Origin of the sequence: Paraburkholderia phenazinium, assembly GCF_900100735.1 — a bacterium.
Classification (GTDB): Bacteria; Pseudomonadota; Gammaproteobacteria; order Burkholderiales; family Burkholderiaceae; genus Paraburkholderia; species Paraburkholderia phenazinia.
The window spans coordinates 574,739-598,089 of sequence record NZ_FNCJ01000003.1; the positions used below are offsets into that span (position 1 = coordinate 574,739).

Genomic DNA, 23,351 nt, shown 5'->3' on the forward strand with positions numbered 1-23,351 from the left:
AGGTGAGTACGACAGTGCCGTATTCAAGTGCGCAAAACCCAGCGCAACGCGATCGACACACGCTTTAAGAAAAAAACGGCGTGCGGGCCGTCGCTCCGACAGCCGGCACGCCGTTGCAGCGACGCTTACGCTTGCGCCGTTGCGCTTGCCAGTTCTTCGAAGCTCACTTCCTTGTCCGTCACCTTGGCCTTGCCGAGGACGAAATCGACGACGTTGGCTTCAACGACGTACGCTTCCATTTCTGCAAGACGCTGCTGATTGGAATAATACCAGCGGACGACCTCCTTCGGGTCTTCGTAGCTTTTCGCGAATTCGTCCACTTCGGCACGAATCTGCTCCGGCTTCGCTTGCAGCTCATTGGCCTTGACCAGCTCGGCCAGCACGAGGCCCAGCTTGACGCGACGCTCAGCCTGTTCCTTGAACATTTCTGCCGGGATCGGTGCGTCTGCAGCGTTCGGCACGCCACGTTGCGTCAGGTCCTGGCGCGCCATTTCGACGAGGCGTTGCTGGTCCTGTTCGATCAGCGCGTTCGGCACGTCCAGCTCCGAAATCTTCAGCAGCGCGTCCATCACCTGGTTCTTGACGATGGATTGCGTGCGGCGCTTCGCTTCGCGCTCGAGGTTGTCCTTGATTTCCGCGCGCATCTTGACCAGATCGCCGTCTTCGATGCCGAGCGACTTCGCGAACTCAGCGTCGATTTCCGGCAGGTGCGGCCACTCGATCTTCTTCATCGTGATCGTGAACTGCGCCGTCTTGCCCGCGACTTCCTTGCCGTGATAGTCAGCCGGGAATGCCAGGTCGAATTCCTTCGCTTCGCCGACCTTCAGGCCGAGCGCTGCCTTTTCGAATTCCGGCAGCATGCGGCCTTCGCCCAGCACGAACGCGAAGTCGTCTGCGCTGCCGCCCTGGAACACTTCACCGTCGATCTTGCCGACGAAGTCGACCGTCACGCGGTCGCCGTCTTTAGCCGCCGTATCCGAGCCGCCATCGCCGTGTTCGCCAGATTCGCCGCGAGCGTGGAAATGCACGCGCTGCTTGCGCAGGATGTCCAGCGTACGGTCGATTTCAGCTTCGCTGATGGTGGTCGTGGTGCGCTCGATCTCAGCCGTGGCGACGTCGCCCAGCTTGACTTCCGGGTACACCTCGAAGGTTGCGTCGAAAGCGTAGTCGCCTTCGGCTGCATCGGCCTTCGGCGCAAAGCTCGGCTGGCCGGCGACGCGCAGGTTCTCAGCGCGGCTGATGTCGAAGAATTCCTTGCCGACCTTGTCGCTCAGCACTTCGGCTTCCACCTGGCCCGAATACTGTTGCGTCACCATCTTGAGCGGCACCTTGCCCGGGCGGAAACCCGGCATGCGCACGTTCTTCGCGAGTTGGCGGATACGCGAGTCCACTTCCTTCTGCACGGCGTCCTTCGGCAGGGAAATCGTGACGCGGCGTTCGAGCTTGCCGAGGTTTTCAACAACGTTAGCCATGGCTTCAATCGTCCTAAAATTATTCGAGCGAATCAGTTATCTTCTTCGTGCCGCTATTCGACGTCGCTTCGCATTGCGTCACATCGATTCAGCGCCTGCGCCGCGGGCTTGCAGGCCACCGGCAGCACGGTTTGGGTCTAAAGAGCCGAATATTTTAGCAAACTATTCGCGCGCTTAGCCGGGATTCGATGTTTCGCACGCACTTTTGTCCGCTTTCGGGCGGGTTTGGGGTACGTTTGAGGGCGTTTTGGCGGCCTGCAGCGCTGTTTCTCCGGCTTTACCCGCCCCATGCCCGCTATGCCGTTCGACATATTTAGCCGCGCGCGGCATGCTGCTAAGCTAGCGGTCGCGCTTCGGGCTTACGCCCGCCTGCGCCGCCATCGCCACGATATCAACCATCAAGAGACACTATGCCGAACCCGTCGTCCGCGCCCGTCGTCGTCATTGCTCCCGATTCTTTTAAAGGCTCGCTGAGTGCCGAACAGGTGGCGCAAGCCATCGCCACCGGCGTAACGCGCGCGCGCACCGATGCCATCGTGCGCATCTGCCCGATGGCCGATGGTGGCGAAGGTACGCTCGACGCCATGCTCACCGGCGGCGGCGAGCGCCGCATGCTCACCGTGCGCGGCGCCGCGGGTCCGGTGCGCGAAGCGGCCACGGGCCTGCTTGCGGATGGCAGCGCGATCGTCGAAACGGCCGAGATTGTCGGCATTACCGATCCGGTCGGCATGGGTGTGCCGGTCGAGGTGCGCAGCTCGCGCGGCATGGGCGAAGCGATTCGCGCGCTGCTCGATGCCGGCGTGCGGCGCTTCTTCGTGGCGCTGGGCGGCAGCAGCACGAATGACGGTGGCGCGGGCCTGCTCGCCGGCCTCGGCCTGAAGCTGTTCGATGCCCAGGAGCAAGAACTCGAACCCACACCCGAACAATTGGCGCGGCTGCACCGTGTGGATGTATCGCAACTGGATGCGCGGCTCGCCGATGCATCGTTCGTCGGCATGTCCGACGTGGACAATCCGCTCACCGGCGAACATGGCGCCACGGCGGTCTTCGGTCCGCAGAAGGGCGTCAAGCCCGAGCAGATCGCCGGCGTGGACGCTGCCCTCGCCCGCTTCGCCGACCTCCTGGAACCGGCCCTGCAACGCACGGCGCGCAACCTGCCAGGCGCCGGCGCGGCAGGCGGCCTCGGCTTTGCGCTGCATATGCTGGGCGCACAGTTCGAACCGGGTGCGGAAACGGTCGCCCGACTGATCGGCCTCGATGCCGCGCTCGATGGAGCGGACTGGCTCATCACTGGCGAAGGCCGCTCGGACGTCCAGACGCTACACGGCAAGGCGCCGTTTATCGCCTGCGCCCATGCGCGCGTGCTGGGCGTGCCGGCCACGCTGCTGTCCGGTGCAGTCGACTCGAGCGCACTGCCGCGCCTCGCGGAACACTTCAGTGGTTGCTTCTCGCCGGCACCCGGCCCGATCACGCTCGAGGTTGCGATTCGCGATGCAGCCCGCTTGCTCGCCAACGAAGCGGAGCAGTTGACGCGTCTGAAGTACGGCATGCGTTGACCGGTGAGGCGGTTGCGGCAACAATCACAGCGCCACGACCGCAACCCTCACCACCGGGACGACCATGAAGGCATCCGCCAAAGCCGGACTCGAACAGTTTCTGACGTACCGCTTGCATGTATTGAACAAGCTGGCCGAGCGCGGCATCGGCGAGCGCTATCAGGAAAAGCTCGGCGTGACCTTGCCGGAGGCGCGCGTGATTGCTTCGGTGGGATCGTTCGGGCCGTTCTCGATCATGGATCTGGCGCGGCATGCGAACCTCGACAAGAGCCAGGCAAGCCGCGCGGCCGAAGCGTTGATCAAGCAGGGGCTCATCCAACGCGAGGCAAGCGTTGAGGACGGGCGCGTCGTGCTGATTTCGCTTACCGCCGAGGGACGCGAGTTATATCGCAAGGTCATGCCGATTGCACGCAAGTGGAACGTCGATCTATTCGATTGTCTCAACGAGGACGAGAGGGCGGCCTTCAGCGCCGCGCTCGACCGCATCATCGAAAGCATGCAGGCGCGCAGCGAGTGAGGCGCGCCGCCCACTTGACTGAAACCCCCACTACAACCCGCTATTGATCGCGCGTTGCCGCAAGAGCCCGAGCACTGCATCGCAGAACGGCGTCGGTACATCCAGCTTGCGGCCCAGCTCCGGAAAGACGCCGAGAATCGGTTCGATTTCCAGCGGGCGGCCCGCCTCGAAATCCTGCAGCATCGAGGTGCGAAAGGCACCCAGCTTGCGCGTCAACGCGACGCGCTCCGGCGCGCTCATGCCCGTCGGCAAACCCAGCCTCGTGCCAATCGCATCGGCCTCCTCCATCATCCTCAGCACCAGTGCATGCGTGAGCGGATCGTCGAGCAGCCGGTCAGCCGCAGAGCCTGTCAGCGCGCTCAGCGGATTCATGTTCATGTTGCCCCACAGCTTCACCCAGATCTCGGTGCGAATCTGATCCGAGACAGTCACCTCGAAGCCGCCCTCCTGCAGTGCCGCGGCAAATGCGTCGGCTTGCGCCGCCAGTGACGATAGAGGCGCACCGACAATCAGATGGTTGCCGCGCCCGCGTCGGATCACGCCGGGCGCGTCGGTCGACGACGACAGATGCACTACGCATCCGATCGACTGGGCCGGCGGCAATGCTGCCGACACCACGCCAGCCGGATCGACCGCCTCGATTCCATGACCTGCGAGCGGCCCAGCCAAACCGTTCAGGAACCACCACGGCAGACCGTTCATCGCCGCCACGACGACCGTTTCAGGCCCGATCAGCGGTTTGAGAGTCGCGGCAATCGCGGGCAGCGCCTGGGCTTTGAGCGCGATCACCACAAAATCCTGGACGCCGAGCGCCGCCGGGTCGTCTTCCGCGGCGACGCGAGCAACGTCTTCGCGCTCCTGATCGACAATCCGAATCCCGTCCGCGCGAATGGCATCGAGCGTCTTGCCGCGCGCAAGCACGCTCACTGCGTGTCCTGCGTGAGCGAGCGCTGCTGCGATCAGGCCGCCGATCGCGCCGGCTCCGACCACCGTGGTTCGAGTCTGTTGCGCATTCATACGAGCATCACTCCTTGTAAGACGGATCGACGCGCTCGACCTGGCGCAACAAGGCGTCGAGCACATCCTGACCCGCGCCATGGCGCGGATCGAACTGCAGCGAATCACGCGTACAACGCGCGGAGATATCGTCCGGGATCATGCGGGCCGCGCCGAGCGCTGCCGTCGCCAACTGGATTTCACACGCGCGATTGAGGGTCCATAGCCGCGCAAAGGCCTGCGCGATGGTCTCGCCGATCGATAGCAGACCATGGTTACGCAGGATCAGCAAGCGCTTGTCGCCGAGATTGGCGACGAGGCGCGGCCCTTCGTCGGCGCGCACCGTGATGCCCTCGAAGTCGTGATACGCCACCATGTCGTGGAGCTGGGCCGAATAGAAGTTCGAGTTCTCCAGCCCGGCTTGCGAGCATGCGACGGCAAGACCCGCGGTGGTATGAGTGTGCATCACGCAATGCGCATCGGGCAGCGCGCGATGCAGCGCCGCATGCACGACGAAGCCGGCCGGATTCACCGGATGTTTCGAGTCACCTACAACCTTGCCGTCGAGGTCGATCTTGACCAGGTTCGATGCACACACCTCGGTGTAGTGCAGGCCGAACGGGTTGATCAGGAAATGCCGCTCCGGTCCGGGTACGCGCAAGGTGATGTGGTTGTAGATCAGCTCGGTCCAGCCGAGCATCGCGAAGATGCGATAGGTGCCGGCGAGCTGGATGCGCAACGCCTGTTCGCTGGCGGGGGCGCCGGTTTGTACGCCCGGGTCTGCGGGCGGCGAGGTGTCGAGGGCGGGCATGGTCGTCTCCTGGACTGAGATTTGCCGCCAAGCGGCGGGCGCGGCACTCCCAGCATAGTGCAAAATTGGTTGCGCGCACAACTAGTAGCAATAGCTAGAACTTGATGTCCTCCGAGAGTCGCGGCCTCATTCAGGCGATGCGGATTGCTCTATTTAAGAGATCAGCTCACCGATAAAATTTCGTGGTGAACACCACTCGGCGCATGTGCGAAACAAGCACCCACTCCACGTCATAGCAGGCGCTTGGCGGGCGTCCCGAGCGATTCGCGAGCTCAACTCGGTCACAACGCGAGATCTCAGGCAATTCGCGCCACGCACCTAACCAGTGGCAGATGTCGGCACGAATCAACCAAGGGTATGCCCCGACGAAAACATAGCAAATATGCTAACATTCGAATGAATTGGTCCATTGTCTACTACAACGAGCGCGTCAAACGTGACGTCCTGTCGCTCCCCAAAGACGTCCTTGCTGACTATCGCCGTCTATTGGATTTGCTGGAAGAACATGGAGTTGACCTTCGCATGCCGCACTCGCGAGCAATGGGAGATGGATTGTTCGAGTTGCGTCCGCGGGGGCGTGAGGGTATCGGAAGAGTGTTCTACTGCACGCATGTCGGGCGCCGAATTGTCGTCCTCCACTCATTCGTGAAGAAATCCCAAGAGACGCCGGCAGACGAACTGCGCATTGCCCGAAAGCGTCACAAGGAGGTACGCCATGGCTAAACAACGATCGAAGCGTGAACTCAATGAGCGGTTCAGCCCCGTCGCCCACACAGCAGAGGACGACGCCAAGCTCTTCGCCGATCCAGAGTTCAAGCAAGCGTACGATGCGCTCGAAGACGAATACGCGGCCTTGCGCGTCATTTTATCTGCGAGAAAAGACGCGGGCCTCACACAGGCGCAAATAGCTGAGCGCATGGGCACGACCGCATCCGCTATCTCGCGTCTCGAAGCGTCGTTGACCAGCGAAAAGCATTCGCCCTCTTTTTCCACACTGCGCAAATACGCCGCCGCGTGCGGCAAAAGACTCGTTATCTCGTTCGCTTGAGCCTCGCGCTAAAATCGGCGCGTGAGCGAGACACTACGCACTCAAGATGCAAAAAACCCCGCCAATCATCGACTGGCGGGGTTTTCACAAATACGTGGTGCGAGGAAGGGGACTCGAACCCCTACACCATTGCTGGCGTCAGGACCTAAACCTGGTGCGTCTACCAATTTCGCCATCCTCGCAGCCGGGTCTAGCGCATGCGCGCCGCGCCCGATGTTTGGCTCGCCAACGGCGGCCCCTCCCCGGCAAAGCCGGTTCGGCAACACGTCCGAAAGCGTAAGCGCGAGATTCTAACCGATTGATTTGCGCTTGTCTGCATTTGGCCAACGTATGTCGATGCTACAATTTTTGGCTAATGTTCGTACGGCACGCACGCCGTGCCCCACCGTGCTTCAGCCCCACACTCCATTCAAGTGAATTTCGACGAATATTGCCAGCAGAAGGCGGCGCCTCCCGGCTCGAGCAGCTACTACGCGCTCCGTCAGGCGCCCGCCGGACGCCAGCCGCTCCTGACCGCCCTGTTCGCGCTGCGCCGCGAATTCGAGGAAACAGTCAAGGAAACCAGCGATCCGACCGTCGGCCGTACCAAGCTCGCCTGGTGGCAAAAGGAAATCGCCGCACTCGCCGCCGGAACGCCCTCGCATCCCGTCTCGAAGGCGCTCGCCGCGCATCTGGGTGGCGGCGTCAAGGCTACGGGGGCCACCGAGGCGGCTGCGACCACCGCGGCCATCGAAGCCGAATACCCAGCACTACAAACCCTGCTGGCCGGCTTCGAAATGGACCTCGATCAGGCCCGCTATCTCGACTACCCGAATCTGCGCCGCTATCTGCAAGGCGTCGGCGGCACGTTTGCAACGCTGGTCGCACGCGCCACCGCGCAGAACCCGGCGCAGGCCGCCGATTGGGCAACCCCGCTCGGCCAGGCACTCCTGCAGGCGCAACTGGTCGCCGAACTCGGCAACGACGCGCGGCACGGACGCATCTATATTCCGATCGATGAAATGCAGCGCTTCAACGTCACCGCGGCCGATCTGATCAACCGCAAATACAGCGACGCGTTCACGGAGATGATGCGCTTTCAGACCAAACGCGCCCGGGACGCACTGAACGCCGCCCTCGCCGCCCTGCCGGCCGGCGAACGACGCGTACAGCGCACCTTGCGGGCGCAGGCCGCGCTCGCGCTCGCCTTACTCGACGAGATCGAACGCGACGGCTACCACGTGCTGCATCAAAGCATCGCGCTCACGCCGATCCGCAAGCTGTGGATCGCGTGGCGCGCCGCGCGTCAGCGCTAGGTGAACGGGGGCAGCAAAAAGCACAACGCTGCACTTGCACACCCCTGAGCTATCCGCGACAGCCTCTGCGCAACCTCACGCGCGCAGCAACGGCAACGGCTCGAAGCGCTGCTGCAGAACGGCCGTGGAATCCAGCCCCCACCAAGGCCCAAGCACGGTTGCATAGATCTGGCGGAAGTCGACGCCCACCGGCAAGTTGCCACCGCCATCAAGTTGGGTCAACACCGGCGGCGCGCCGTACAGGCCGCCACGCACCCGCCCACCCATCACAAAATGCGGTGCGACCGTGCCGTGGTCGGTGCCGTTGCTCTGATTCTCGCGCGGCCGGCGGCCGAACTCCGCGTAGGTCATCACGAGCGTATTGTCCCAACGCCCCAGCTCGACCAGCGCCGACTTCATCGACGCAAATCCCTCCGCGAGCTGCTTGAGCAGCGCGGCCTGCTGTCCGGGCTGGTTCTGGTGCGTGTCGAAGCCGTTCAGCGTCAGGCGGATCACCGCCACGCCCTGCCCGTTCAACGGCTTGCCCTGCGGCGTGTCGCCGGCGGCCAGCACCTGCATCGCCGTCTTGATGGAAGTGCCGAACGCCCCTGACGGAAAAGCGGTCTTCAGCGGGAATTGCCCTTCGCGCGGACGCAAGCGGTCGGCGGCCTTCACGATGTCGTTCTCGACGTCGAGAATATGCGCCAGCTCGGGATTACGCTCGTGCAGCGAGACTGGCGTCACGAGCCGCGAGGCCTTGACGAACTGCGCTGGATTGACCAGCGCAATCGCCCGTGCGCCGTTGGCAAGCGGCCCCATCTCGGCGCTGCCGATCACCACCCCGTCCGCCACAAAACCCGGCGGCACGGCATGCTGCGCGAAGGCCCGTGTCAGCCAGCCTTCGCGCAGGTACTGATCCGAGCGCGAGGCGGTGTCCCATATCTCGATCGAGCGGAAATGCGACAGGTTCGGCTTCTCGTAGCTGACACCCTGCACGATCGCCAGTTGCTGGCTTTGCCACAGCGGCATCAGCGGCTGCAGCGAGGGATGCAAGCCGGTGCGCTCGTCGATCTGGATCACCTGCTCGCGCTTGATGCCGATGTTCTTGCGCAACTGGTAATACGTCGGATCGGCGTAGGGGATCACTGTGTTCAGACCATCGTTGCCGCCCTTCAGCTCCACGAGGATCAGCAGATTGCCGTAGCCACCGCGCGCCAGCGCGCTCGATTCGCCAGTTGGGCTGGCTGGCGCCTGCGCGCCGAACGCCCGCGGCAACCAGAGGGCGGCGGCCGCCATCGTGGTCATCGAAAGAAAATCGCGCCGTTTCATGCTGCACCTCGTTCGGTTATGGCTGCGCAGAGCGCGCCGCCCGGCTTGCGCCGCTTGTTTGCAACGCAGTTCATTTCAACTGGTAGGCCGGGTCCATCAACAGCGCCTCCAGATAGGCGCTGGCGGTCGAATCGGTTTCGATCGCGTCGACCGGAGCAATCGGCAAGACTGCATGCTGCAACTGCAAGTCCGCCGAGAGGCCTGCCTTCGCCGCCGGCGCGGTGTTGAACTGGGCGAGCCAGGTATCGATATCAAAGCGTACTCCCCCCTGACCCACTCGCGCCATGGCACGCTGCACCATCGCGCCCTTCGGATCCTGGCTCATGGCGTTCGGCGGGCGATGCGGCGCGGCAGTCTCGGTGGCGCGGAAGATCTGCTCGACGAACTGCTTGCGGGCGAGCAGCGTCGTACTGTTGATCCACGTGGTGCCGCCGGGCCAGCCCTTGACGTTGGGCGGATAGAACAGGTTTTCGCCGAGGGTGCGAATTTCGCCGGCGAACGGCGCCGTGCTGTCGTAGCCGATATCGAATTCGCGCAGCGCTCCCACGACGAACTCAGCAGGCGACTTCACGAGGATGCCGCGATTGCGCTCGTCCCAGAAGGCATCGCTCAGGAAGAGACCGTGCAACGCGACTTTGATGTCGTAGTGACTGGCGCGAAAACGCTGGGCAATCGGCGCGATCTGCGCCGGGTCCGGTGTATCGGAGACGAACTCGCGCCACAGCTTGTTCGTGACGAAGGTGGCGGTCTCCGGACGGGCCAGCAGAATGTCGAGCACCTGATCGCCGTCGAACGGGCCGCTCTGTCCGAGCACCGTCTTCACGCCGCCGTCATGCTGGTTGGCGCGCCACACGTAAGCCTGGGAATCCGGGTCGAGCGTCCATCCGGTATAGGCGCGAGCCGCCTCGGACACATCCTGCTGCGAGTAGTGGCCCTCGCCGAGCGTAAACAGCTCCATCACTTCGCGAGCGAAGTTTTCGTTGGGCTTGCCCTTGCGATTGCTGGCGCCGTCGAGGTACTGCAGCATGGCCGGGTCTTTCGCGACGGCGTGCAGCATCTCGCCGAAACTGCCCAGCGCGTCGCGCCGCAGCAGCATGTTCTGCTGCGCCATCTGCTGCGGATAGCCGACCTTGTCCTGCCCCGAGGTGAAGTGGTTATGCCAGAAGAGCGTCATGCGCTCGGTCAACGGCGACGGCGTGGTCAGCATCTCGCGCACCCACCATGCGCGCAGCTCTTCGTAACGCTGGCCGCGCGTGCGTTGCTCAGCCTGACGCTGATCCTGGGTCCAGACCTTGCGCTCGTCGCGCGTCGGGATCGGCTCCAGCACCCAGGCTGGCATGGGCGTGAAGGCCTCCGTGCGCACGGAGGCCAGTACCTTGTCGACCGCCTGTTCTCGCGTAAGGCCGACGTACTGGGCGACCTCAGCGTTATCCGGCGCGAAGCCCACCCGGGTCAGGAAAAAGCGCGCGTCGTCACCGTCGAGCAAGGCCGAGGCCGATTCGTCCTCGGCCTCGGCCTCGGCTGCGCCAGAAGTATGGTGTTTGCTGCGCTGGGTGTGGCCAGGCGCCGCGGCTGCGCCATCCTGGGCCGCCGCAGGCAGCGCACACCCAAGCGCTGCTGCAAATGCCGCGACGGCCAGCAACGGAGCCGACATGCCGCGGGTCAGCGAGAACAGCGTTTTCATTGTTAGTCGTCCGTGGTCGGTGGCGGTGGTCGGTGGCAAGCAGGCTCGCGCGTGACATGCAATTGTCCCCTCTGGCGACTCAACGGCAGATCGGGCTGGAAAGTTGACGGGGGAAGTGCAACGAAATTTTTCACGCGCCTCGCAGCGCACTACGCGGCACACGATGCCGGGCGTTGGATCCCGGCGCCCTAGCGCTTGTACAACTCGCGTACGGCGTCTTCGATATGCTGGCGCAGCAGACGCCGCTCTTCGGGCGTCATGTGGCCGTCGCGGCGGCGTTGATCGAGATCGGGGGGAACTGCAGCACGCATCATGGCGTCTGAAGCAGGATGATCGAGATTGGGATTGGGATTGCGCGGCTGGTGAGACAGCTTGAGGCCTCGGGAACGCGGCGCGTGGGCGCTCGATGCCCGTTCTTCAGAGGACTGGGCATGGGCGAGCGTAGGGCCTAATGTGCCCGCGAGTGAGCCGGCCACTGCCAGCGCAATCACGCTTAGGCGCACATTCGGCCAAACCCCTCCCTTCATCTTGTTCCCTTCGTGGTGCGGCAACCGGCTACCCTAAATGCGTATACAGAACCCGGAAAAGATGCCGGGTGCGAGAATTTTTAGTCGAGTGAAGTATCCACCGAACAGCCGCATTCAGTAAAGCAGTCTACGCGTCACCGCTTTACGTCGTGCCACAGTGCGGGTAAATTTTGTAACTGACTGTAACCCGCGAATTGATGCAAACTCGCACCACTTTGTAATCGCGCTAAGATGCCGACCATGGAAACCAAAAACCCTTCGAAAATCCTCGTCGTCGATGACGATCCGCGTCTGCGCGATCTTCTGCGCCGCTACCTTGGCGAACAGGGCTTCAACGTCTACGTCGCCGAAAATGCGCCGTCAATGAACAAGCTCTGGGTGCGCGAGCGATTCGACCTGCTGGTGCTCGACCTCATGCTGCCGGGTGAAGACGGTTTGTCGATCTGCCGCCGCCTGCGCGGCAGCAACGACCGTACGCCGATCATCATGCTCACGGCCAAGGGTGAAGACGTCGACCGTATCGTCGGCCTCGAGATGGGTGCTGACGACTACCTGCCCAAGCCGTTCAACCCGCGTGAGCTGGTGGCGCGGATCCACGCGGTGCTGCGCCGTCAGTCGCCGTCCGAACTGCCGGGCGCGCCGTCCGAGACCACCGAGGTCTTCGAATTCGGTGAATTCGCTCTCAACCTCGCTACCCGCACGCTGACCAAGGCCGGCCAGGAAATCCCGCTGACCACCGGCGAGTTCTCCGTGCTGAAGGTGTTCGCCCGCCATCCGCGGCAACCGCTATCGCGCGAAAAGCTGATGGAACTGGCGCGCGGCCGCGAATACGAAGTGTTCGACCGCAGCCTGGACGTGCAGATCTCGCGCCTGCGCAAGCTGATCGAGCCGGATCCGGGCAGTCCGCGCTTCATCCAGACCGTCTGGGGTCTTGGCTACGTATTCATTCCCGACGGCGCAGCCTGAGCTTGATCGCGCTTTCCGTGTTTGTTTTCAGATAAGAAGGGCCCATGCGGATCGACCGGCGCCTCCTGACGCTCGCGTTCGGTGGCCTTTTCTGGCGGACCTTTCTGTTGATTGCACTGCTGATTGCAGTCAGTCTCGCCGCCTGGTTCCAGAGCTTCCGGGTGATCGAACGCGAGCCGCGCGCGCAGCGCGTGGCGTTGCAGCTCGTCGCCATCGTCAAGCTCACGCGCACCGCACTCCTCTATTCCGATCCCGACCTGCGGCGCGCGCTGCTGCAGGATCTGGAGAGCAACGAAGGGGTGCGCGTGTATCCGCGCGAAACCACCGACAAGTACAAACTGCAGCCGGACGAGTCGCTGAACCGCCTGATCGAACACGACATCCGCGGGCGCCTCGGTGACGACACGGTGATTGCGCAGTCGGTCAACGACATCCCAGGCGTGTGGATCAGCTTCAAGATCGACGACGACGACTATTGGGTGGCGCTCGACCGCGACCAGCTCGACAACGCCACCGGCCTTCAATGGGCCGGCTGGGGCGTGTTCGCGCTCGCGCTGTCGCTATTCGGCGCGGCTTTCATCACGAGTCTCGTGAACCGGCCGTTCGCGCGCCTCGCCATGGCCGCCCGCAGGGTGGGTTCGGGGCAGTTGCCCGAGCCGCTGCCTGAGCGCGGCATGGGCGTGGCCGCCGAGACCAACCGCAGCTTCAACCAGATGGTGCAGGACCTCGAACAGCTCGAAGCCGACCGCGCACTGATGCTGGCTGGCATCTCGCACGACCTGCGCACCCCGCTCGCCCGCCTGCGCCTCGAAACCGAAATGAGCCCGTCGGATCAGACCACCAAGGACGCCATGGTGGACGACATCGAGCAGATGGACATGATCATCGGCCGCTTCCTCGATTATGCGCGGCCGGTGCAAAGGGTCCCGGAACCGGTCGACCTTTCCGTGATCGCAGGAGAACTGGCGGCGCGGATCGCGTCGGAAGACGGCATGCGGCTCATCACGCGGCTCGCGCCCTCGGCGGTGATCGAGGCCGACGAAACGGACATGCGGCGCGTGATCGGCAACCTGCTGGAGAACGCCCGCAAGTACGGCCTGAGCGAAACCGACGGCATCCCGCACGTGATCCTCGAAACGCGCGTCTCGCATTCGCGAGTCGAGCTTTCGGTAGTCGACGAGGGGCCCGGCATTCCGGAAGACCAACTCGCGCTCGTCACCCGGCCGTTTTACCGGGTCGATACGGCGCGCAGCCAGGCCAACGGCACCGGCCTCGGCATGGCGATCGTGCAGCGCCTCGTCGGCCGTTACCGCGGCGGCCTGCGCCTGCGCAACCGGACCCCGGGGCCGGGACTCGAAGTCACGATCGAGTTTCCGCTCGCCAAGGGAGCCTGAGGCCCGCTGCGCGTTGCTAGCGTGGCTGCGTCGCCGAAGCCGTCTGCTGCACTGCGCGACCGCGCAGGCACTACGCGCAATGCACCCGCCGCGAATCCTGCGGAAAGCGGTGACATTTGCACAAGCTATCGGTTCAGTGAAGAAAAACTATTCGCTTTGTTAGTTAAAAACTATTGCTGCGATGCATCAATAGAGTTATAATTAAGCCTGTGTAACGTATTTGTTACAGCGAGCAGGTAGCTTGAACAGGCTGTTTTTCCAACTCATTGGCAACCTTCACAGGAGTATTCCGCATGAAAACCGTTGGCGACAAACTCGAAGCGTTTACCGTTACTGCAGCCAAGCCGGGCTTCAACAACCATGAAGAAAACGGCGTGTCGGCGTTCGAAGACATCACCGAAGCGTCGTTCCCGGGCAAGTGGAAGATCATTTACTTCTACCCGAAGGACTTCACGTTTGTGTGCCCGACGGAAATCGTCGAATTCGGCAAGCTGGCTGGTCAATTCGCAGAGCGCGACGCTGTCCTGCTGGGCGGCAGCGTGGACAACGAATTCGTGAAGCTGGCATGGCGCCGTGAGCACAAGGACCTGAACAAGCTGAACCACTACGCGTTCGGCGATGTAAAGGGCGAGCTGATCGACCAACTGGGCGTGCGCGACAAGGAAGCAGGCGTGGCACTGCGCGCAACGTTCATCGTCGACCCGGACAACACGATCCAGCACGTTTCGGTGAACAATCTGAACGTCGGCCGCAATACGGAAGAAGTGCTGCGTATTCTGGACGGCCTGCAAACGGACGAACTGTGCCCGTGCAACCGTTCGGTTGGCGGCGCAACGCTGTAACCCTTGCAAGTCGGAAGCCCGCTAAGCTTGAAAGAGCCGGCGGGCTTTTTTATCGGCAACCTGATAGGAGATATCAATGGAATTCTTGTCTGCGATTAAAGCGCTTGTACCTGACTATGCTAAAGACATTCGTTTGAACCTGGACGGCACGATTGCACGTTCGTCGCTGGAGGGTAATGACGCGGTAGGTGTCGCGCTGGCGGCGGCGTTTGCGGCGAAGAGCGCGGTGATTGTCGATGCGATTCGCAATGCGGGTGTGTTATCTCCCGAAGAGGTCAATGGCGCGCTGACGGCTGCTGCGTTGATGGGGATGAATAATGTCTGGTATCCGTATGTCGAGATGACGGATAGTGCGGATTTGAAATCGCAGCCGGCTGGTTTGCGGATGAATGCTTATGCTTCGCATGGTGGCGTCGATAAGCGGCGGTTTGAGATGTATGCACTCGCGGCTTCTATTATTGGCAAGTGCCATTTTTGTGTTAAGTCGCACTTTGATACGCTTGTTGCTGAGGGGATGAGTTCCACTCAACTTCGCGATGTCGGGCGGATTGCTGCAGTTGTTAATGCCGTGGCGCAGGTTATTGTGGCTGAAGGGAAGTAATCACGCTTTTCACTTTCAGTGGGACGCTGCGCGGGGTTGCTTTTTGCGTGGCGTCTTTGGATTTTTATTTGGCTTTTTTGCCTGCGTGGCGCTTTTGGTGGTTATATCTACGGCGTTGGCCTTCCCTTGCATTCTTAGTGGTTTATTAGCTTCGCCCCGCACAGGGGCGAAGCTAATAGATCGATAACAAATCAAGGAAAGGCCAACACCACATGAACAACAACCCAAACAAGGCGCCGCAGGCAAACAGCCAAAAGCGCCGCGCAGGCAAAAAACAATCACTTCTTGATTAACAAAACCGCCGCCTGAGCCTCAATCCCCTCACCTCGCCCTAGATACCCAAGCTTCTCATTAGTCTTAGCCTTAACATTAACCCGCTCAAGCGGCAGCCCCAAATCCTGAGCAATATTAACCCGCATAGCCTCGATATGAGGCGCAAGCTTGGGCGCCTGAGCAATCACGGTGCTATCAACATTCCCAATAGAAAACCCAGCCTGAGCAACCCGAGCCGCGCACTCGCGCAACAAAACCCGCGAATCCGCCCCAGCAAACCTGGCATCAGCATCAGAAAAATGCCGCCCAATATCCCCCAGCGCGGCAGCGCCAAAAAGAGCATCGGTAATCGCATGCAACAACACATCCGCATCCGAATGCCCCAGCAACCCGCGGTCATACGGCACCGTCACGCCGCCAATAATGAGCGGCCGCCCCGGCACCAGCGCGTGCACGTCATACCCCTGTCCGATTCTGAAATCCATAGCGTGTAGTCCGGTTATCAACGATAAAACTCTTCAGGAAGCCGCTGGCCGGCTCAAAATCGCCTCCGCCAAATCGAAATCTTCCGGATACGTAACCTTGAAATTGCGCAAGCTGCCCTGCACCAGCAGCGGCGCATGCCCCAGCCACTCGATCGCGCTCGCCTCGTCCGTCAGGTCGTGTCCATCCTGCTGCGCCCGCAAGATCGCCTCGCGCAACATCCCGATCCGGAACATCTGCGGCGTCTGCGCCTGCCACAGACCGTCGCGTGGCTCGGTCCGGGCAATCCGTCCGCCGCTGTCCGGCGCAATGCGCTTTAACGTGTCCGCCACCGGCAGCGCCATAATGCCGCCCACCGGGTCGTCTTTCAGCGCGCCAATCAGCGTGCGGATCAAGCCCGGGGTGATGCCGGGGCGCGCGGCGTCGTGCACCAGCACCCAGTCGTCGTCGTGTGCGCCAAACTCGACCAGCGCGTGCAGGCCGTTCAGCACCGAGGCCTGGCGTGATGCGCCGCCGCAGCGGCGTACCGCAAAACGCAGGCCGGCAAAGCGGCGGGCGTCGAAATGCTGGTCGTCGGGGGCGATCACCACTAGCGTCTGCGCGAACTCGCTGCAGGCGTCGAACGCGGCCAGCGAGTAATGCAACAGGTCGCGACCGGCTACAGTGCGATATTGTTTGGGCATCGCGGCGCCGGATCGGCTGCCGGTGCCTGCGCACGGAATCAGAGCAAAAAGACGTGAAGTCACTGGTGCGGACGCCGCGAAGTCAAAGTAAAGGACGGATTTTATAATAGGTCCTTCGCATCCACGCCATGACACGCGTAAACTTGCCGATCACGTGTGACCCATCGGCCGCCTTTTCCCTCTATGCCAGATATCGCCGCATCATCGCAGTCCTCTTCGCCCGTCGCGCTCGTCAAGGCCGGCCAGCGTTTCGCCTTCGACGGCACGCACGGCTCGTCCGATGCCCTGCTGATCGCCCGCTATCACCTCGCCTATCGCGAACAGGTGCCGCTCCTTGCCGTCGTCTGCGCAAGCGCTGTCGACGCCCAGCGCCTCGCGCAAGAGATCGGCTTCTTCGCGCCCGAGGCTCGCGTGCGCCTGCTGCCCGACTGGGAAACGCTGCCGTACGATACCTTCTCGCCCCACCAGGACCTCGTCTCCGAGCGTCTCGCCACCCTGCATGACCTCGGCGAAGGCCGCTGCGACATCCTGCTGGTGCCCGCCACCACCGCGCTCTATCGCATGCCGCCCGCCTCCTTCATGGCGGCGTACACGTTCTCGTTCTCCCAGGGCGAGCGGCTCGACGAGGCCAAGCTGAAGGCGCAGTTGACGCTAGCGGGCTACGAGCACGTGAGCCAGGTGGTGCGTCCGGGCGAGTATTGCGTGCGCGGTTCGCTGCTCGACCTGTTTCCGATGGGCTCGCCGCTGCCGTACCGGATCGATCTGTTCGACGATCAGGTCGATTCGATCCGCGCGTTCGACCCCGATACGCAGCGCAGTCTCTATCCGGTGAAGGACGTGCGCCTGCTGCCAGGCCGCGAATTCCCGTTCGACGAAGCCGCCCGCACCGCCTTTCGCAGCCGCTGGCGCGAAGTGTTCGAAGGCGACCCGAGCCGCGCGTCAATCTATAAGGACATCGGCAACGGCGTGCCGTCCGCGGGCATCGAATACTATCTGCCGCTCTTCTTCGAAGAGACCGCCACGCTGTTCCACTATTTGCCCGAGGGCGCGCAACTCGCGTTCGTTGGCGATCTGGAAGCGGCGATCCGGCGCTTCACCAACGATACGAAGCAGCGTCACAACTTCCTCTCGCACGACCGCGACCGGCCGATTCTCGAGCCGCAGCGCCTGTTCCTCTCGGACGAAGACTTCTTCACGTTCGCCAAGCCGTTCGCGCGCCTCGTCTTGTCGGCCAATGCCGGCGGCTGGTCCACGCCGCTGCCGAACCTCGCCATCGACCGGCATGCCGACGATCCCGTCGAAGCCTTGCGCGCCTATCTGCAAAGCACGCCCAACCGCGTGCTGTTCGCCGCGGAATCGGCAGGCCGGCGCGAGACGCTGCTGCAGTTGCTGGCCGACAATCATCTGCGGCCCACCTCGAGCGACAGCTTTAACGACTGGCTGACGAGCGACGAACGCTTCGCACTCGGCGTCGCGCCGCTGTCCAGCGGCTTCGCGGTACCGGCGGACGGCATTGCGATCGTCACCGAAACCGAACTGTACGGCCCGCTCGCGCGCCGCAGCGGGCGCCGCCGCCAGGAACAGGCGAGCAACGTCGATTCGATGGTGCGCGACCTCTCCGAGCTGAAGGTGGGCGACCCGGTCGTGCATTCGCAGCACGGTATCGGCCGCTATATGGGTCTCGTGACCATGGATCTCGGCGAAGGCGAAACCGAGTTCCTGCACCTCGAATACTCGGGCGAAAGCAAGCTCTATGTACCGGTCGCGCAGTTGCACGTGATCTCGCGCTATAGCGGCGCCGATCCGGAAAGCGCACCGCTGCACTCGCTCGGCTCCGGCCAGTGGGAAAAGGCCAAGCGCAAAGCCGCCCAGCAGATTCGCGACACCGCGGCCGAGTTGCTCAACCTGTACGCGCGCCGCGCCGCGCGCGAGGGTCACGCGTTCGCGCTCGAGCCACGCGACTACGTGAAATTTGCGGAGAGCTTCGGCTTCGAAGAAACGCCCGACCAGGCCGCTGCAATCGCTGCCGTGATCGGCGACATGACGAGCGGCAAGCCGATGGATCGGCTCGTCTGCGGTGACGTCGGCTTCGGCAAGACCGAAGTCGCGTTGCGCGCGGCCTTCATCGCCGTGATGGGCGGCAAGCAGGTGGCGCTGCTCTCGCCCACCACGCTGCTCGCCGAGCAGCACACGCAAACCTTCTCGGACCGCTTCTCCGACTGGCCGGTGCGCATTGCCGAACTGTCGCGCTTCAAGTCGACCAAGGAAGTCAACGCGGCGATCCAGCAGATCAACGACGGCAGCGTCGACATCGTGATCGGCACGCACAAGCTGCTGTCCTCGGATGTGCAGTTCAAGCGCCTGGGTCTCGTCATCATCGACGAGGAACATCGTTTCGGCGTGCGTCAGAAGGAAGCCTTGAAGGCGTTGCGCGCCGAAGTGGACGTGCTGACGCTCACGGCCACACCGATTCCGCGTACGCTCGGCATGGCGCTCGAAGGCCTGCGCGACTTCTCGGTCATCGCCACCGCGCCGCAAAAGCGGCTTGCCATCAAGACCTTCGTGCGCCGCGAAGAAGACAGCGTGATTCGCGAAGCCATGCTGCGCGAGCTGAAGCGCGGCGGCCAGGTCTACTTCCTCCACAACGAAGTGGAGACCATCGAGAACCGCCGTCAGATGCTCGAAACGCTGGTGCCGGAAGCACGCATTGCGGTCGCGCACGGCCAGATGCACGAACGCGAACTCGAGCGCGTGATGCGCGATTTCGTTGCGCAGCGCGCCAACGTGCTGCTGTGCACGACCATTATCGAAACCGGCATCGACGTGCCGAGCGCCAACACGATCCTGATTCACCGCTCCGACAAGTTCGGCCTCGCGCAGTTGCACCAGTTACGCGGCCGCGTGGGACGCTCGCATCACCAGGCCTACTCGTACCTGCTCGTGCACGACCCGCAGGGGCTCACCAAACAGGCGCAGCGCCGCCTCGAGGCGATCCAGCAGATGGAAGAGCTCGGCTCGGGCTTCTATCTGGCGATGCACGACCTCGAGATTCGCGGCACCGGCGAAGTGCTCGGCGACAAGCAATCGGGCGAAATCCAGGAGATCGGCTTCCAGCTTTACACCGACATGCTGAACGATGCCGTCAAGGCGCTCAAGGAAGGCAAGGAGCCCGATCTCACGGCGCCGCTCGCGGCCACCACCGAGATCAACCTGCACGCCCCGGCGATTCTGCCCGCCGATTACTGCGGCGACGTGCAGGAACGTCTGTCGCTGTACAAGCGCCTCGCCAATTGCGAACACAACGATTCGATCGACGGGATTCAGGAAGAGCTGATCGACCGTTTCGGCAAGCTGCCGCCACAGGCGCACGCGCTGGTGGAAACGCATCGCTTGCGGCTCGCCGCGAAGCCGCTGGGGATTTCGAAGATCGACGCCGGAGAATCCGTCATCGGTCTGCAATTCATCCCAAATCCGCCCATCGACGCGATGCGGATCATCGAAATGGTGCAGAAACACAAGCACATCAAGCTGGCCGGCCAGGACAAGCTGCGCATCGAAACGCGCAGTCCCGATCTGGCGGTGCGCGTCGCCACGGTGAAGGAGACGCTGCGCGCACTCGGCTCGCCCACGCGGGGAACGGCAACCGCGGCGGCACGCTGAAGCCCGGCAGCCTGAGTCGAGCTGACAGGCCTGCGAGCCTTATGCTGCGGCGCGCAAGACGCGCGCCGCAGCATATCGAACTGCAAGCCGGGGCAGCGTTTTTTGGGTATGATCGAAAGACTTAAAAGTCGGAGTTTCGTCATGTCTCAGGTTGCTGAATCAGCGCGTTCCGCACACACGCCCGCCTCTCCTGCCGCGTCCTCCACCTCTTCCGCGCCCGTTTCGCTACCCTGGGTCACGCGCCTCGTATCGATGGATACGGTGAGCCGCAATCCGAATCTCGGCTTGATCGAAATGGTGCGCGACGAACTGCGCGCAGCCGGCATCGAAAGCACGCTGACTCACGACGCAAGCGGCAAATGGGCCAACCTGTTCGCGACGATTCCCGCATATGACGGCGAGACCAATGGCGGCATCGTGCTATCCGGCCACACGGATGTCGTGCCGGTCGACGGGCAGCAGTGGGACAGCGATCCGTTCAAACCGGAAGTGCGCGGCGACAAGCTCTACGGCCGCGGCACCTGCGACATGAAAGGCTTTATCGGCGCCGCGCTCACGCTGGTGCCGGAAATGCAGCGCACCAGGCTCGCCAAACCGATTCACTTCGCGCTGTCGTTCGACGAGGAAGTGGGCTGCGTCGGCGCCCCGCTACTGATCGCGGATCTAATGAAACGCGGCGTCAAGCCGGATGGCTGCATCGTCGGCGAGCCGACCAGCATGCGTCCGATCATCGCGCACAAGGGCATCAACGCCTATCAGTGCTGCGTGCGCGGCCAGGCGGCGCATTCGTCGCTGACGCCGAAGGGTCTGAACGCGATCGAGTACGCCGCGCGCCTGATCTGCTATATCCGCGATATGGCCGATCAGTTCCGCGAGCAAGGTCCGTTCGACGAACTCTACGACGTGCCGTTCACCACCGCGCAGACCAGCACCATCCAGGGCGGCAACGCGATCAATACGGTCCCGGCCGAATGCCGCTTCCAGTTCGAATTCCGCAATCTGCCCACGCTCGACCCGGAGCCGATTTTCGCGCGCATCGATCAGTACGCCCGCGAAACGCTGCTGCCGAAAATGTTGCGCGAACATGCGTCCGCCGCCATCGAATTCTCGAAGATTGCCGCAGCACCGGGGCTCGATTCGTCGGAACAGGCGGCGATCACGCAACTGGTGCGTGCGCTGACGGCAGATCAGGACAAGCGCAAGGTCGCCTACGGCACCGAGGCGGGACTATTTTCGCTGGCGGGGATTCCGAGCATTGTGTGCGGGCCAGGCGATATCCAGCAGGCGCACAAGGCCAACGAATTCGTCGCATTGGAACAACTCCTGGCCTGCGAGCGCTTCCTCGGCAAGTTCATCCACAGCATGTCGGTGGAGGCCCATTCGCATTGAGACGCGCCGCGCGGTAGCGAAGATTGCGCGGCGAATTTGAACGGCGGCACTTGAACTGACGCACGCTGCCAGACTCAAAACAGAACGAACGATTACACCCCACGCCATGTCCACCGCCACGCCGCAGCACACCGACCACACCATCGACGGCGAACCGATCCCGACGCTCGACGCCATCGCCACGCAGCACTTTGCGTTGACGCCGTGGGTCGCCCGCACCCCGGTGTTCGACAAGCTCGACTTTCCGTCGCTGGAAGGCACGGTGGTGAACTTCAAGTTCGAACTGTTGCAGGCGGGCGGCAGCTTCAAGACGCGTGGCGCGTTCACCAACTTGCTGGCGCTCGACGAAGCGCAGCGCAGCGCCGGCGTCACCTGTGTGTCGGGCGGCAATCATGCGGTGGCGGTCGCGTATGCGGCAATGCGTCTTGGCATCGGTGCGAAGGTCGTGGTGTTCCGCTCGGCCAACCCGGCGCGCATTGCGCTGTGCCGTCAGTACGGCGCGGAAATGGTGCTGGCTGAAAACGGCGCCGAGGCCTTCGAGATCGTCCGGCGCATCGAGGCCGAGGAAGGCCGCTACTTCGTGCATCCGTTCAACGGCTATCGCACGGTGCTCGGCACCGCCACGCTCGGCTACGAATGGGCCACCCAAACACCGGATCTGGACGCCGTAATCGTGCCGATCGGTGGCGGCGGCCTCGCTGCCGGCGTTTCGACCGCATTGCGGCTGGCGAATCCGCGCATCCATGTGTACGGCGTCGAACCCGACGGCTCCGATGCAATGGGCAAGAGCTTCGCTGCCAATCACACGGTCAAGATGGGGCACATGCACAGTATTGCCGATTCGCTGATGGCGCCACATACGGAGCAGTACAGCTACGAATTGTGTCGGCGCCACATCGACCAGTTGGTGACAGTTAGCGACAACGAATTGCGCTCAGCCATGCTGACGTTGTTCACGCAGTTGAAGCTCGCGGTGGAACCCGCCTGCGCAGCCGCCACCGCGGCCCTGCTCGGTCCGTTGCGTGAGGCGCTGCAGGGCAAGCGCGTTGGGGTGCTTCTGTGCGGCGCCAATATCGATGCGCTCAGCTTTGCTAGCCATATCGAACAGGCACGCTCGCTCGAGTCATAGTTTCCGGAGCGATTCCCGAGCGCAGCGCGCCCTTAAAAGCACTACCCTATCCTCCAGACGTTGGCTATCATGGCGCCATCGACTTCAAGGAGGAATCCCTTATGAGCATGATCAAGGAATTTAAAGAATTTGCCCTTAAGGGCAATGTGATGGATCTGGCAGTCGGTGTGATTATCGGCGGCGCCTTTTCCACCATTGTTAATTCAATTGTCAAAGACCTGATCATGCCGGTCGTCGGCGTTGCTACTGGCGGCCTCGACTTCTCCAATAAGTTCGTCCGCCTGGGCGACATCCCGGCGAGCTTCAAAGGCAGCCCCGAGTCGTACAAGGATCTGCAGACCGCAGGTGTGGCCGTGTTCGGCTACGGTTCGTTCATCACGGTGCTGATCAACTTCATCATCCTCGCGTTCATCATTTTCCTGATGGTGAAGTTCATCAACAACCTGCGCAAGCCGGCTGCCGCCGAAGAGCCGGCGCCTGCTCCGACACCGGAAGACGTGCTGCTGCTGCGTGAAATCCGCGACTCGCTGAAGAACGCGCCGCGCACGCCTTAAGACGCGTCGGCCTCTTCGCCGTTTCAGCCGTTTCAGCCGCTTCAACTGTCAAATCGCCCGCGCACCCGCGCGGCGATGCATCGAACCAAAGTACACCAAAGTAAAAAAGGCCTGCTGCGAAACGTTTCGCAGCAGGCCTTTTTCATTCACCGGCGACTCGCGC

Annotated in this window: 21 protein-coding genes and 1 tRNA gene; 13 read left to right on the forward strand and 9 right to left on the reverse strand. The window is 62.7% G+C overall.

The window, feature by feature from the left end; all coding sequences use genetic code 11:
- Window positions 1–125: 125 nt before the first annotated feature.
- Window positions 126–1,472, reverse strand: coding sequence for a trigger factor (tig, locus tag BLQ92_RS09685; protein WP_090683770.1), 1,347 nt, complete (start codon window positions 1,470–1,472; stop codon window positions 126–128).
- Between the two features lie 410 nt (window positions 1,473–1,882).
- On the opposite strand from tig, the gene BLQ92_RS09690 reads away from it, so the two are divergent.
- Complete coding sequence (locus BLQ92_RS09690) at window positions 1,883–3,028, forward strand: glycerate kinase (protein WP_090683772.1); 1,146 nt, start codon at window positions 1,883–1,885, stop codon at window positions 3,026–3,028.
- Window positions 3,029–3,092: 64 nt separating this feature from the next.
- Entirely contained in the window at window positions 3,093–3,545 is a 453-nt protein-coding gene (locus BLQ92_RS09695; RefSeq protein WP_090683774.1) for a MarR family winged helix-turn-helix transcriptional regulator, read from the forward strand.
- Window positions 3,546–3,575: 30 nt separating this feature from the next.
- On the opposite strand, the gene BLQ92_RS09700 is transcribed toward BLQ92_RS09695, so the two are convergent.
- Together BLQ92_RS09700 and BLQ92_RS09705 are read right to left on the reverse strand one after the other, a co-directional pair.
- Entirely contained in the window at window positions 3,576–4,562 is a 987-nt protein-coding gene (locus tag BLQ92_RS09700; protein ID WP_090683776.1) for a 2-dehydropantoate 2-reductase, read from the reverse strand.
- 7 nt (window positions 4,563–4,569) lie between these two features.
- Window positions 4,570–5,352: a class II aldolase/adducin family protein gene (locus BLQ92_RS09705; protein WP_090683778.1), complete on the reverse strand. Its 783-nt coding sequence runs from the start codon at window positions 5,350–5,352 to the stop codon at window positions 4,570–4,572.
- 396 nt (window positions 5,353–5,748) lie between these two features.
- On the opposite strand from BLQ92_RS09705, the gene BLQ92_RS09710 reads away from it, so the two are divergent.
- Window positions 5,749–6,075 (forward strand): type II toxin-antitoxin system RelE/ParE family toxin, encoded by a 327-nt coding sequence (locus tag BLQ92_RS09710; protein ID WP_090683780.1) that lies wholly within the window; start codon window positions 5,749–5,751, stop codon window positions 6,073–6,075.
- Window positions 6,068–6,400 (forward strand): helix-turn-helix domain-containing protein, encoded by a 333-nt coding sequence (locus tag BLQ92_RS09715; RefSeq protein ID WP_090683782.1) that lies wholly within the window; start codon window positions 6,068–6,070, stop codon window positions 6,398–6,400. The genes BLQ92_RS09710 and BLQ92_RS09715 overlap by 8 nt, the downstream gene beginning before the upstream one ends.
- A 95-nt stretch (window positions 6,401–6,495) precedes the next feature.
- Here BLQ92_RS09715 and BLQ92_RS09720 read toward each other — a convergent pair.
- Window positions 6,496–6,582 (reverse strand) — tRNA-Leu (locus BLQ92_RS09720).
- Window positions 6,583–6,813: 231 nt separating this feature from the next.
- On the opposite strand from BLQ92_RS09720, the gene BLQ92_RS09725 reads away from it, so the two are divergent.
- Window positions 6,814–7,695: a squalene/phytoene synthase family protein gene (locus BLQ92_RS09725; RefSeq protein WP_090683784.1), complete on the forward strand. Its 882-nt coding sequence runs from the start codon at window positions 6,814–6,816 to the stop codon at window positions 7,693–7,695.
- A 75-nt stretch (window positions 7,696–7,770) separates the two neighbouring features.
- Here the strand turns inward: BLQ92_RS09725 and BLQ92_RS09730 are convergent, their stop codons facing one another.
- The 3 genes from BLQ92_RS09730 to BLQ92_RS09740 all read right to left on the reverse strand — a co-directional run bounded on the left by BLQ92_RS09730 (window position 7,771) and on the right by BLQ92_RS09740 (window position 11,214).
- Window positions 7,771–9,003, reverse strand: a complete 1,233-nt coding sequence (locus BLQ92_RS09730; RefSeq protein WP_090683785.1) for a DUF1501 domain-containing protein — start codon at window positions 9,001–9,003, stop codon at window positions 7,771–7,773.
- 70 nt (window positions 9,004–9,073) lie between these two features.
- On the reverse strand, window positions 9,074–10,687 hold the full coding sequence (locus BLQ92_RS09735) for a DUF1800 domain-containing protein (protein WP_244896631.1): 1,614 nt from the start codon (window positions 10,685–10,687) through the stop codon (window positions 9,074–9,076).
- A gap of 188 nt (window positions 10,688–10,875) precedes the next feature.
- The gene (locus tag BLQ92_RS09740) at window positions 10,876–11,214 is read right to left on the reverse strand and encodes a hypothetical protein (RefSeq protein ID WP_090683787.1); all 339 of its coding nucleotides are present in this window, start codon (window positions 11,212–11,214) and stop codon (window positions 10,876–10,878) included.
- Between the two features lie 231 nt (window positions 11,215–11,445).
- Here BLQ92_RS09740 and ompR point away from each other — a divergent pair, with 231 nt between their 5' ends.
- The 4 genes from ompR (at window position 11,446) to BLQ92_RS09760 (ending at window position 15,017) form a co-directional block, all read left to right on the forward strand.
- On the forward strand, window positions 11,446–12,180 hold the full coding sequence (ompR, locus tag BLQ92_RS09745) for an osmolarity response regulator transcription factor OmpR (RefSeq protein ID WP_006048917.1): 735 nt from the start codon (window positions 11,446–11,448) through the stop codon (window positions 12,178–12,180).
- A 44-nt stretch (window positions 12,181–12,224) separates the two neighbouring features.
- On the forward strand, window positions 12,225–13,574 hold the full coding sequence (locus BLQ92_RS09750) for an ATP-binding protein (protein WP_090683789.1): 1,350 nt from the start codon (window positions 12,225–12,227) through the stop codon (window positions 13,572–13,574).
- A 293-nt stretch (window positions 13,575–13,867) separates the two neighbouring features.
- The gene (locus BLQ92_RS09755; RefSeq protein ID WP_090683791.1) at window positions 13,868–14,416 is read left to right on the forward strand and encodes a peroxiredoxin; all 549 of its coding nucleotides are present in this window, start codon (window positions 13,868–13,870) and stop codon (window positions 14,414–14,416) included.
- Between the two features lie 76 nt (window positions 14,417–14,492).
- Complete coding sequence (locus tag BLQ92_RS09760) at window positions 14,493–15,017, forward strand: carboxymuconolactone decarboxylase family protein (protein WP_090683793.1); 525 nt, start codon at window positions 14,493–14,495, stop codon at window positions 15,015–15,017.
- Between the two features lie 278 nt (window positions 15,018–15,295).
- On the opposite strand, the gene ispF is transcribed toward BLQ92_RS09760, so the two are convergent.
- Entirely contained in the window at window positions 15,296–15,775 is a 480-nt protein-coding gene (gene ispF / locus BLQ92_RS09765) for a 2-C-methyl-D-erythritol 2,4-cyclodiphosphate synthase (protein WP_090683795.1), read from the reverse strand.
- Between the two features lie 33 nt (window positions 15,776–15,808).
- On the reverse strand, window positions 15,809–16,519 hold the full coding sequence (ispD, locus tag BLQ92_RS09770; protein WP_090683797.1) for a 2-C-methyl-D-erythritol 4-phosphate cytidylyltransferase: 711 nt from the start codon (window positions 16,517–16,519) through the stop codon (window positions 15,809–15,811).
- A 120-nt stretch (window positions 16,520–16,639) separates the two neighbouring features.
- Between ispD and mfd the strand changes: the two genes are divergently transcribed.
- The 4 genes from mfd to mscL all read left to right on the forward strand — a co-directional run bounded on the left by mfd (window position 16,640) and on the right by mscL (window position 23,188).
- Entirely contained in the window at window positions 16,640–20,116 is a 3,477-nt protein-coding gene (mfd, locus tag BLQ92_RS09775) for a transcription-repair coupling factor (RefSeq protein WP_090683799.1), read from the forward strand.
- Between the two features lie 141 nt (window positions 20,117–20,257).
- Window positions 20,258–21,505 carry an acetylornithine deacetylase gene (gene argE, locus BLQ92_RS09780; protein ID WP_090683800.1) on the forward strand — a complete coding sequence of 416 codons (1,248 nt, stop codon included), beginning with the start codon at window positions 20,258–20,260 and terminating at the stop codon, window positions 21,503–21,505.
- Between the two features lie 106 nt (window positions 21,506–21,611).
- Complete coding sequence (locus BLQ92_RS09785; protein WP_090683802.1) at window positions 21,612–22,634, forward strand: threonine/serine dehydratase family protein; 1,023 nt, start codon at window positions 21,612–21,614, stop codon at window positions 22,632–22,634.
- 101 nt (window positions 22,635–22,735) lie between these two features.
- Entirely contained in the window at window positions 22,736–23,188 is a 453-nt protein-coding gene (gene mscL / locus BLQ92_RS09790; RefSeq protein WP_090683804.1) for a large conductance mechanosensitive channel protein MscL, read from the forward strand.
- The last annotated feature ends 163 nt before the right edge of the window (window positions 23,189–23,351 follow it).

What these genes read in the sequence shown, in the direction of transcription:
- BLQ92_RS09750 (WP_090683789.1), top strand. Translation starts at nt 12,225, where the DNA reads ATGCGGATCGACCGGCGCCTCCTGACGCTCGCGTTCGGTGGCCTTTTC.
- BLQ92_RS09730 (WP_090683785.1), bottom strand. Translation starts at nt 9,003, where the DNA reads ATGAAACGGCGCGATTTTCTTTCGATGACCACGATGGCGGCCGCCGCC.
- mscL (WP_090683804.1), top strand. Translation starts at nt 22,736, where the DNA reads ATGAGCATGATCAAGGAATTTAAAGAATTTGCCCTTAAGGGCAATGTG.
- ispF (WP_090683795.1), bottom strand. Translation starts at nt 15,775, where the DNA reads ATGGATTTCAGAATCGGACAGGGGTATGACGTGCACGCGCTGGTGCCG.
- mfd (WP_090683799.1), top strand. Translation starts at nt 16,640, where the DNA reads ATGCCAGATATCGCCGCATCATCGCAGTCCTCTTCGCCCGTCGCGCTC.
- BLQ92_RS09700 (WP_090683776.1), bottom strand. Translation starts at nt 4,562, where the DNA reads ATGAATGCGCAACAGACTCGAACCACGGTGGTCGGAGCCGGCGCGATC.
- BLQ92_RS09760 (WP_090683793.1), top strand. Translation starts at nt 14,493, where the DNA reads ATGGAATTCTTGTCTGCGATTAAAGCGCTTGTACCTGACTATGCTAAA.
- BLQ92_RS09710 (WP_090683780.1), top strand. Translation starts at nt 5,749, where the DNA reads ATGAATTGGTCCATTGTCTACTACAACGAGCGCGTCAAACGTGACGTC.
- BLQ92_RS09690 (WP_090683772.1), top strand. Translation starts at nt 1,883, where the DNA reads ATGCCGAACCCGTCGTCCGCGCCCGTCGTCGTCATTGCTCCCGATTCT.
- BLQ92_RS09735 (WP_244896631.1), bottom strand. Translation starts at nt 10,687, where the DNA reads ATGAAAACGCTGTTCTCGCTGACCCGCGGCATGTCGGCTCCGTTGCTG.
- BLQ92_RS09755 (WP_090683791.1), top strand. Translation starts at nt 13,868, where the DNA reads ATGAAAACCGTTGGCGACAAACTCGAAGCGTTTACCGTTACTGCAGCC.
- BLQ92_RS09785 (WP_090683802.1), top strand. Translation starts at nt 21,612, where the DNA reads ATGTCCACCGCCACGCCGCAGCACACCGACCACACCATCGACGGCGAA.
- BLQ92_RS09695 (WP_090683774.1), top strand. Translation starts at nt 3,093, where the DNA reads ATGAAGGCATCCGCCAAAGCCGGACTCGAACAGTTTCTGACGTACCGC.
- ompR (WP_006048917.1), top strand. Translation starts at nt 11,446, where the DNA reads ATGCCGACCATGGAAACCAAAAACCCTTCGAAAATCCTCGTCGTCGAT.
- tig (WP_090683770.1), bottom strand. Translation starts at nt 1,472, where the DNA reads ATGGCTAACGTTGTTGAAAACCTCGGCAAGCTCGAACGCCGCGTCACG.
- BLQ92_RS09740 (WP_090683787.1), bottom strand. Translation starts at nt 11,214, where the DNA reads ATGAAGGGAGGGGTTTGGCCGAATGTGCGCCTAAGCGTGATTGCGCTG.
- argE (WP_090683800.1), top strand. Translation starts at nt 20,258, where the DNA reads ATGTCTCAGGTTGCTGAATCAGCGCGTTCCGCACACACGCCCGCCTCT.
- BLQ92_RS09715 (WP_090683782.1), top strand. Translation starts at nt 6,068, where the DNA reads ATGGCTAAACAACGATCGAAGCGTGAACTCAATGAGCGGTTCAGCCCC.
- BLQ92_RS09705 (WP_090683778.1), bottom strand. Translation starts at nt 5,352, where the DNA reads ATGCCCGCCCTCGACACCTCGCCGCCCGCAGACCCGGGCGTACAAACC.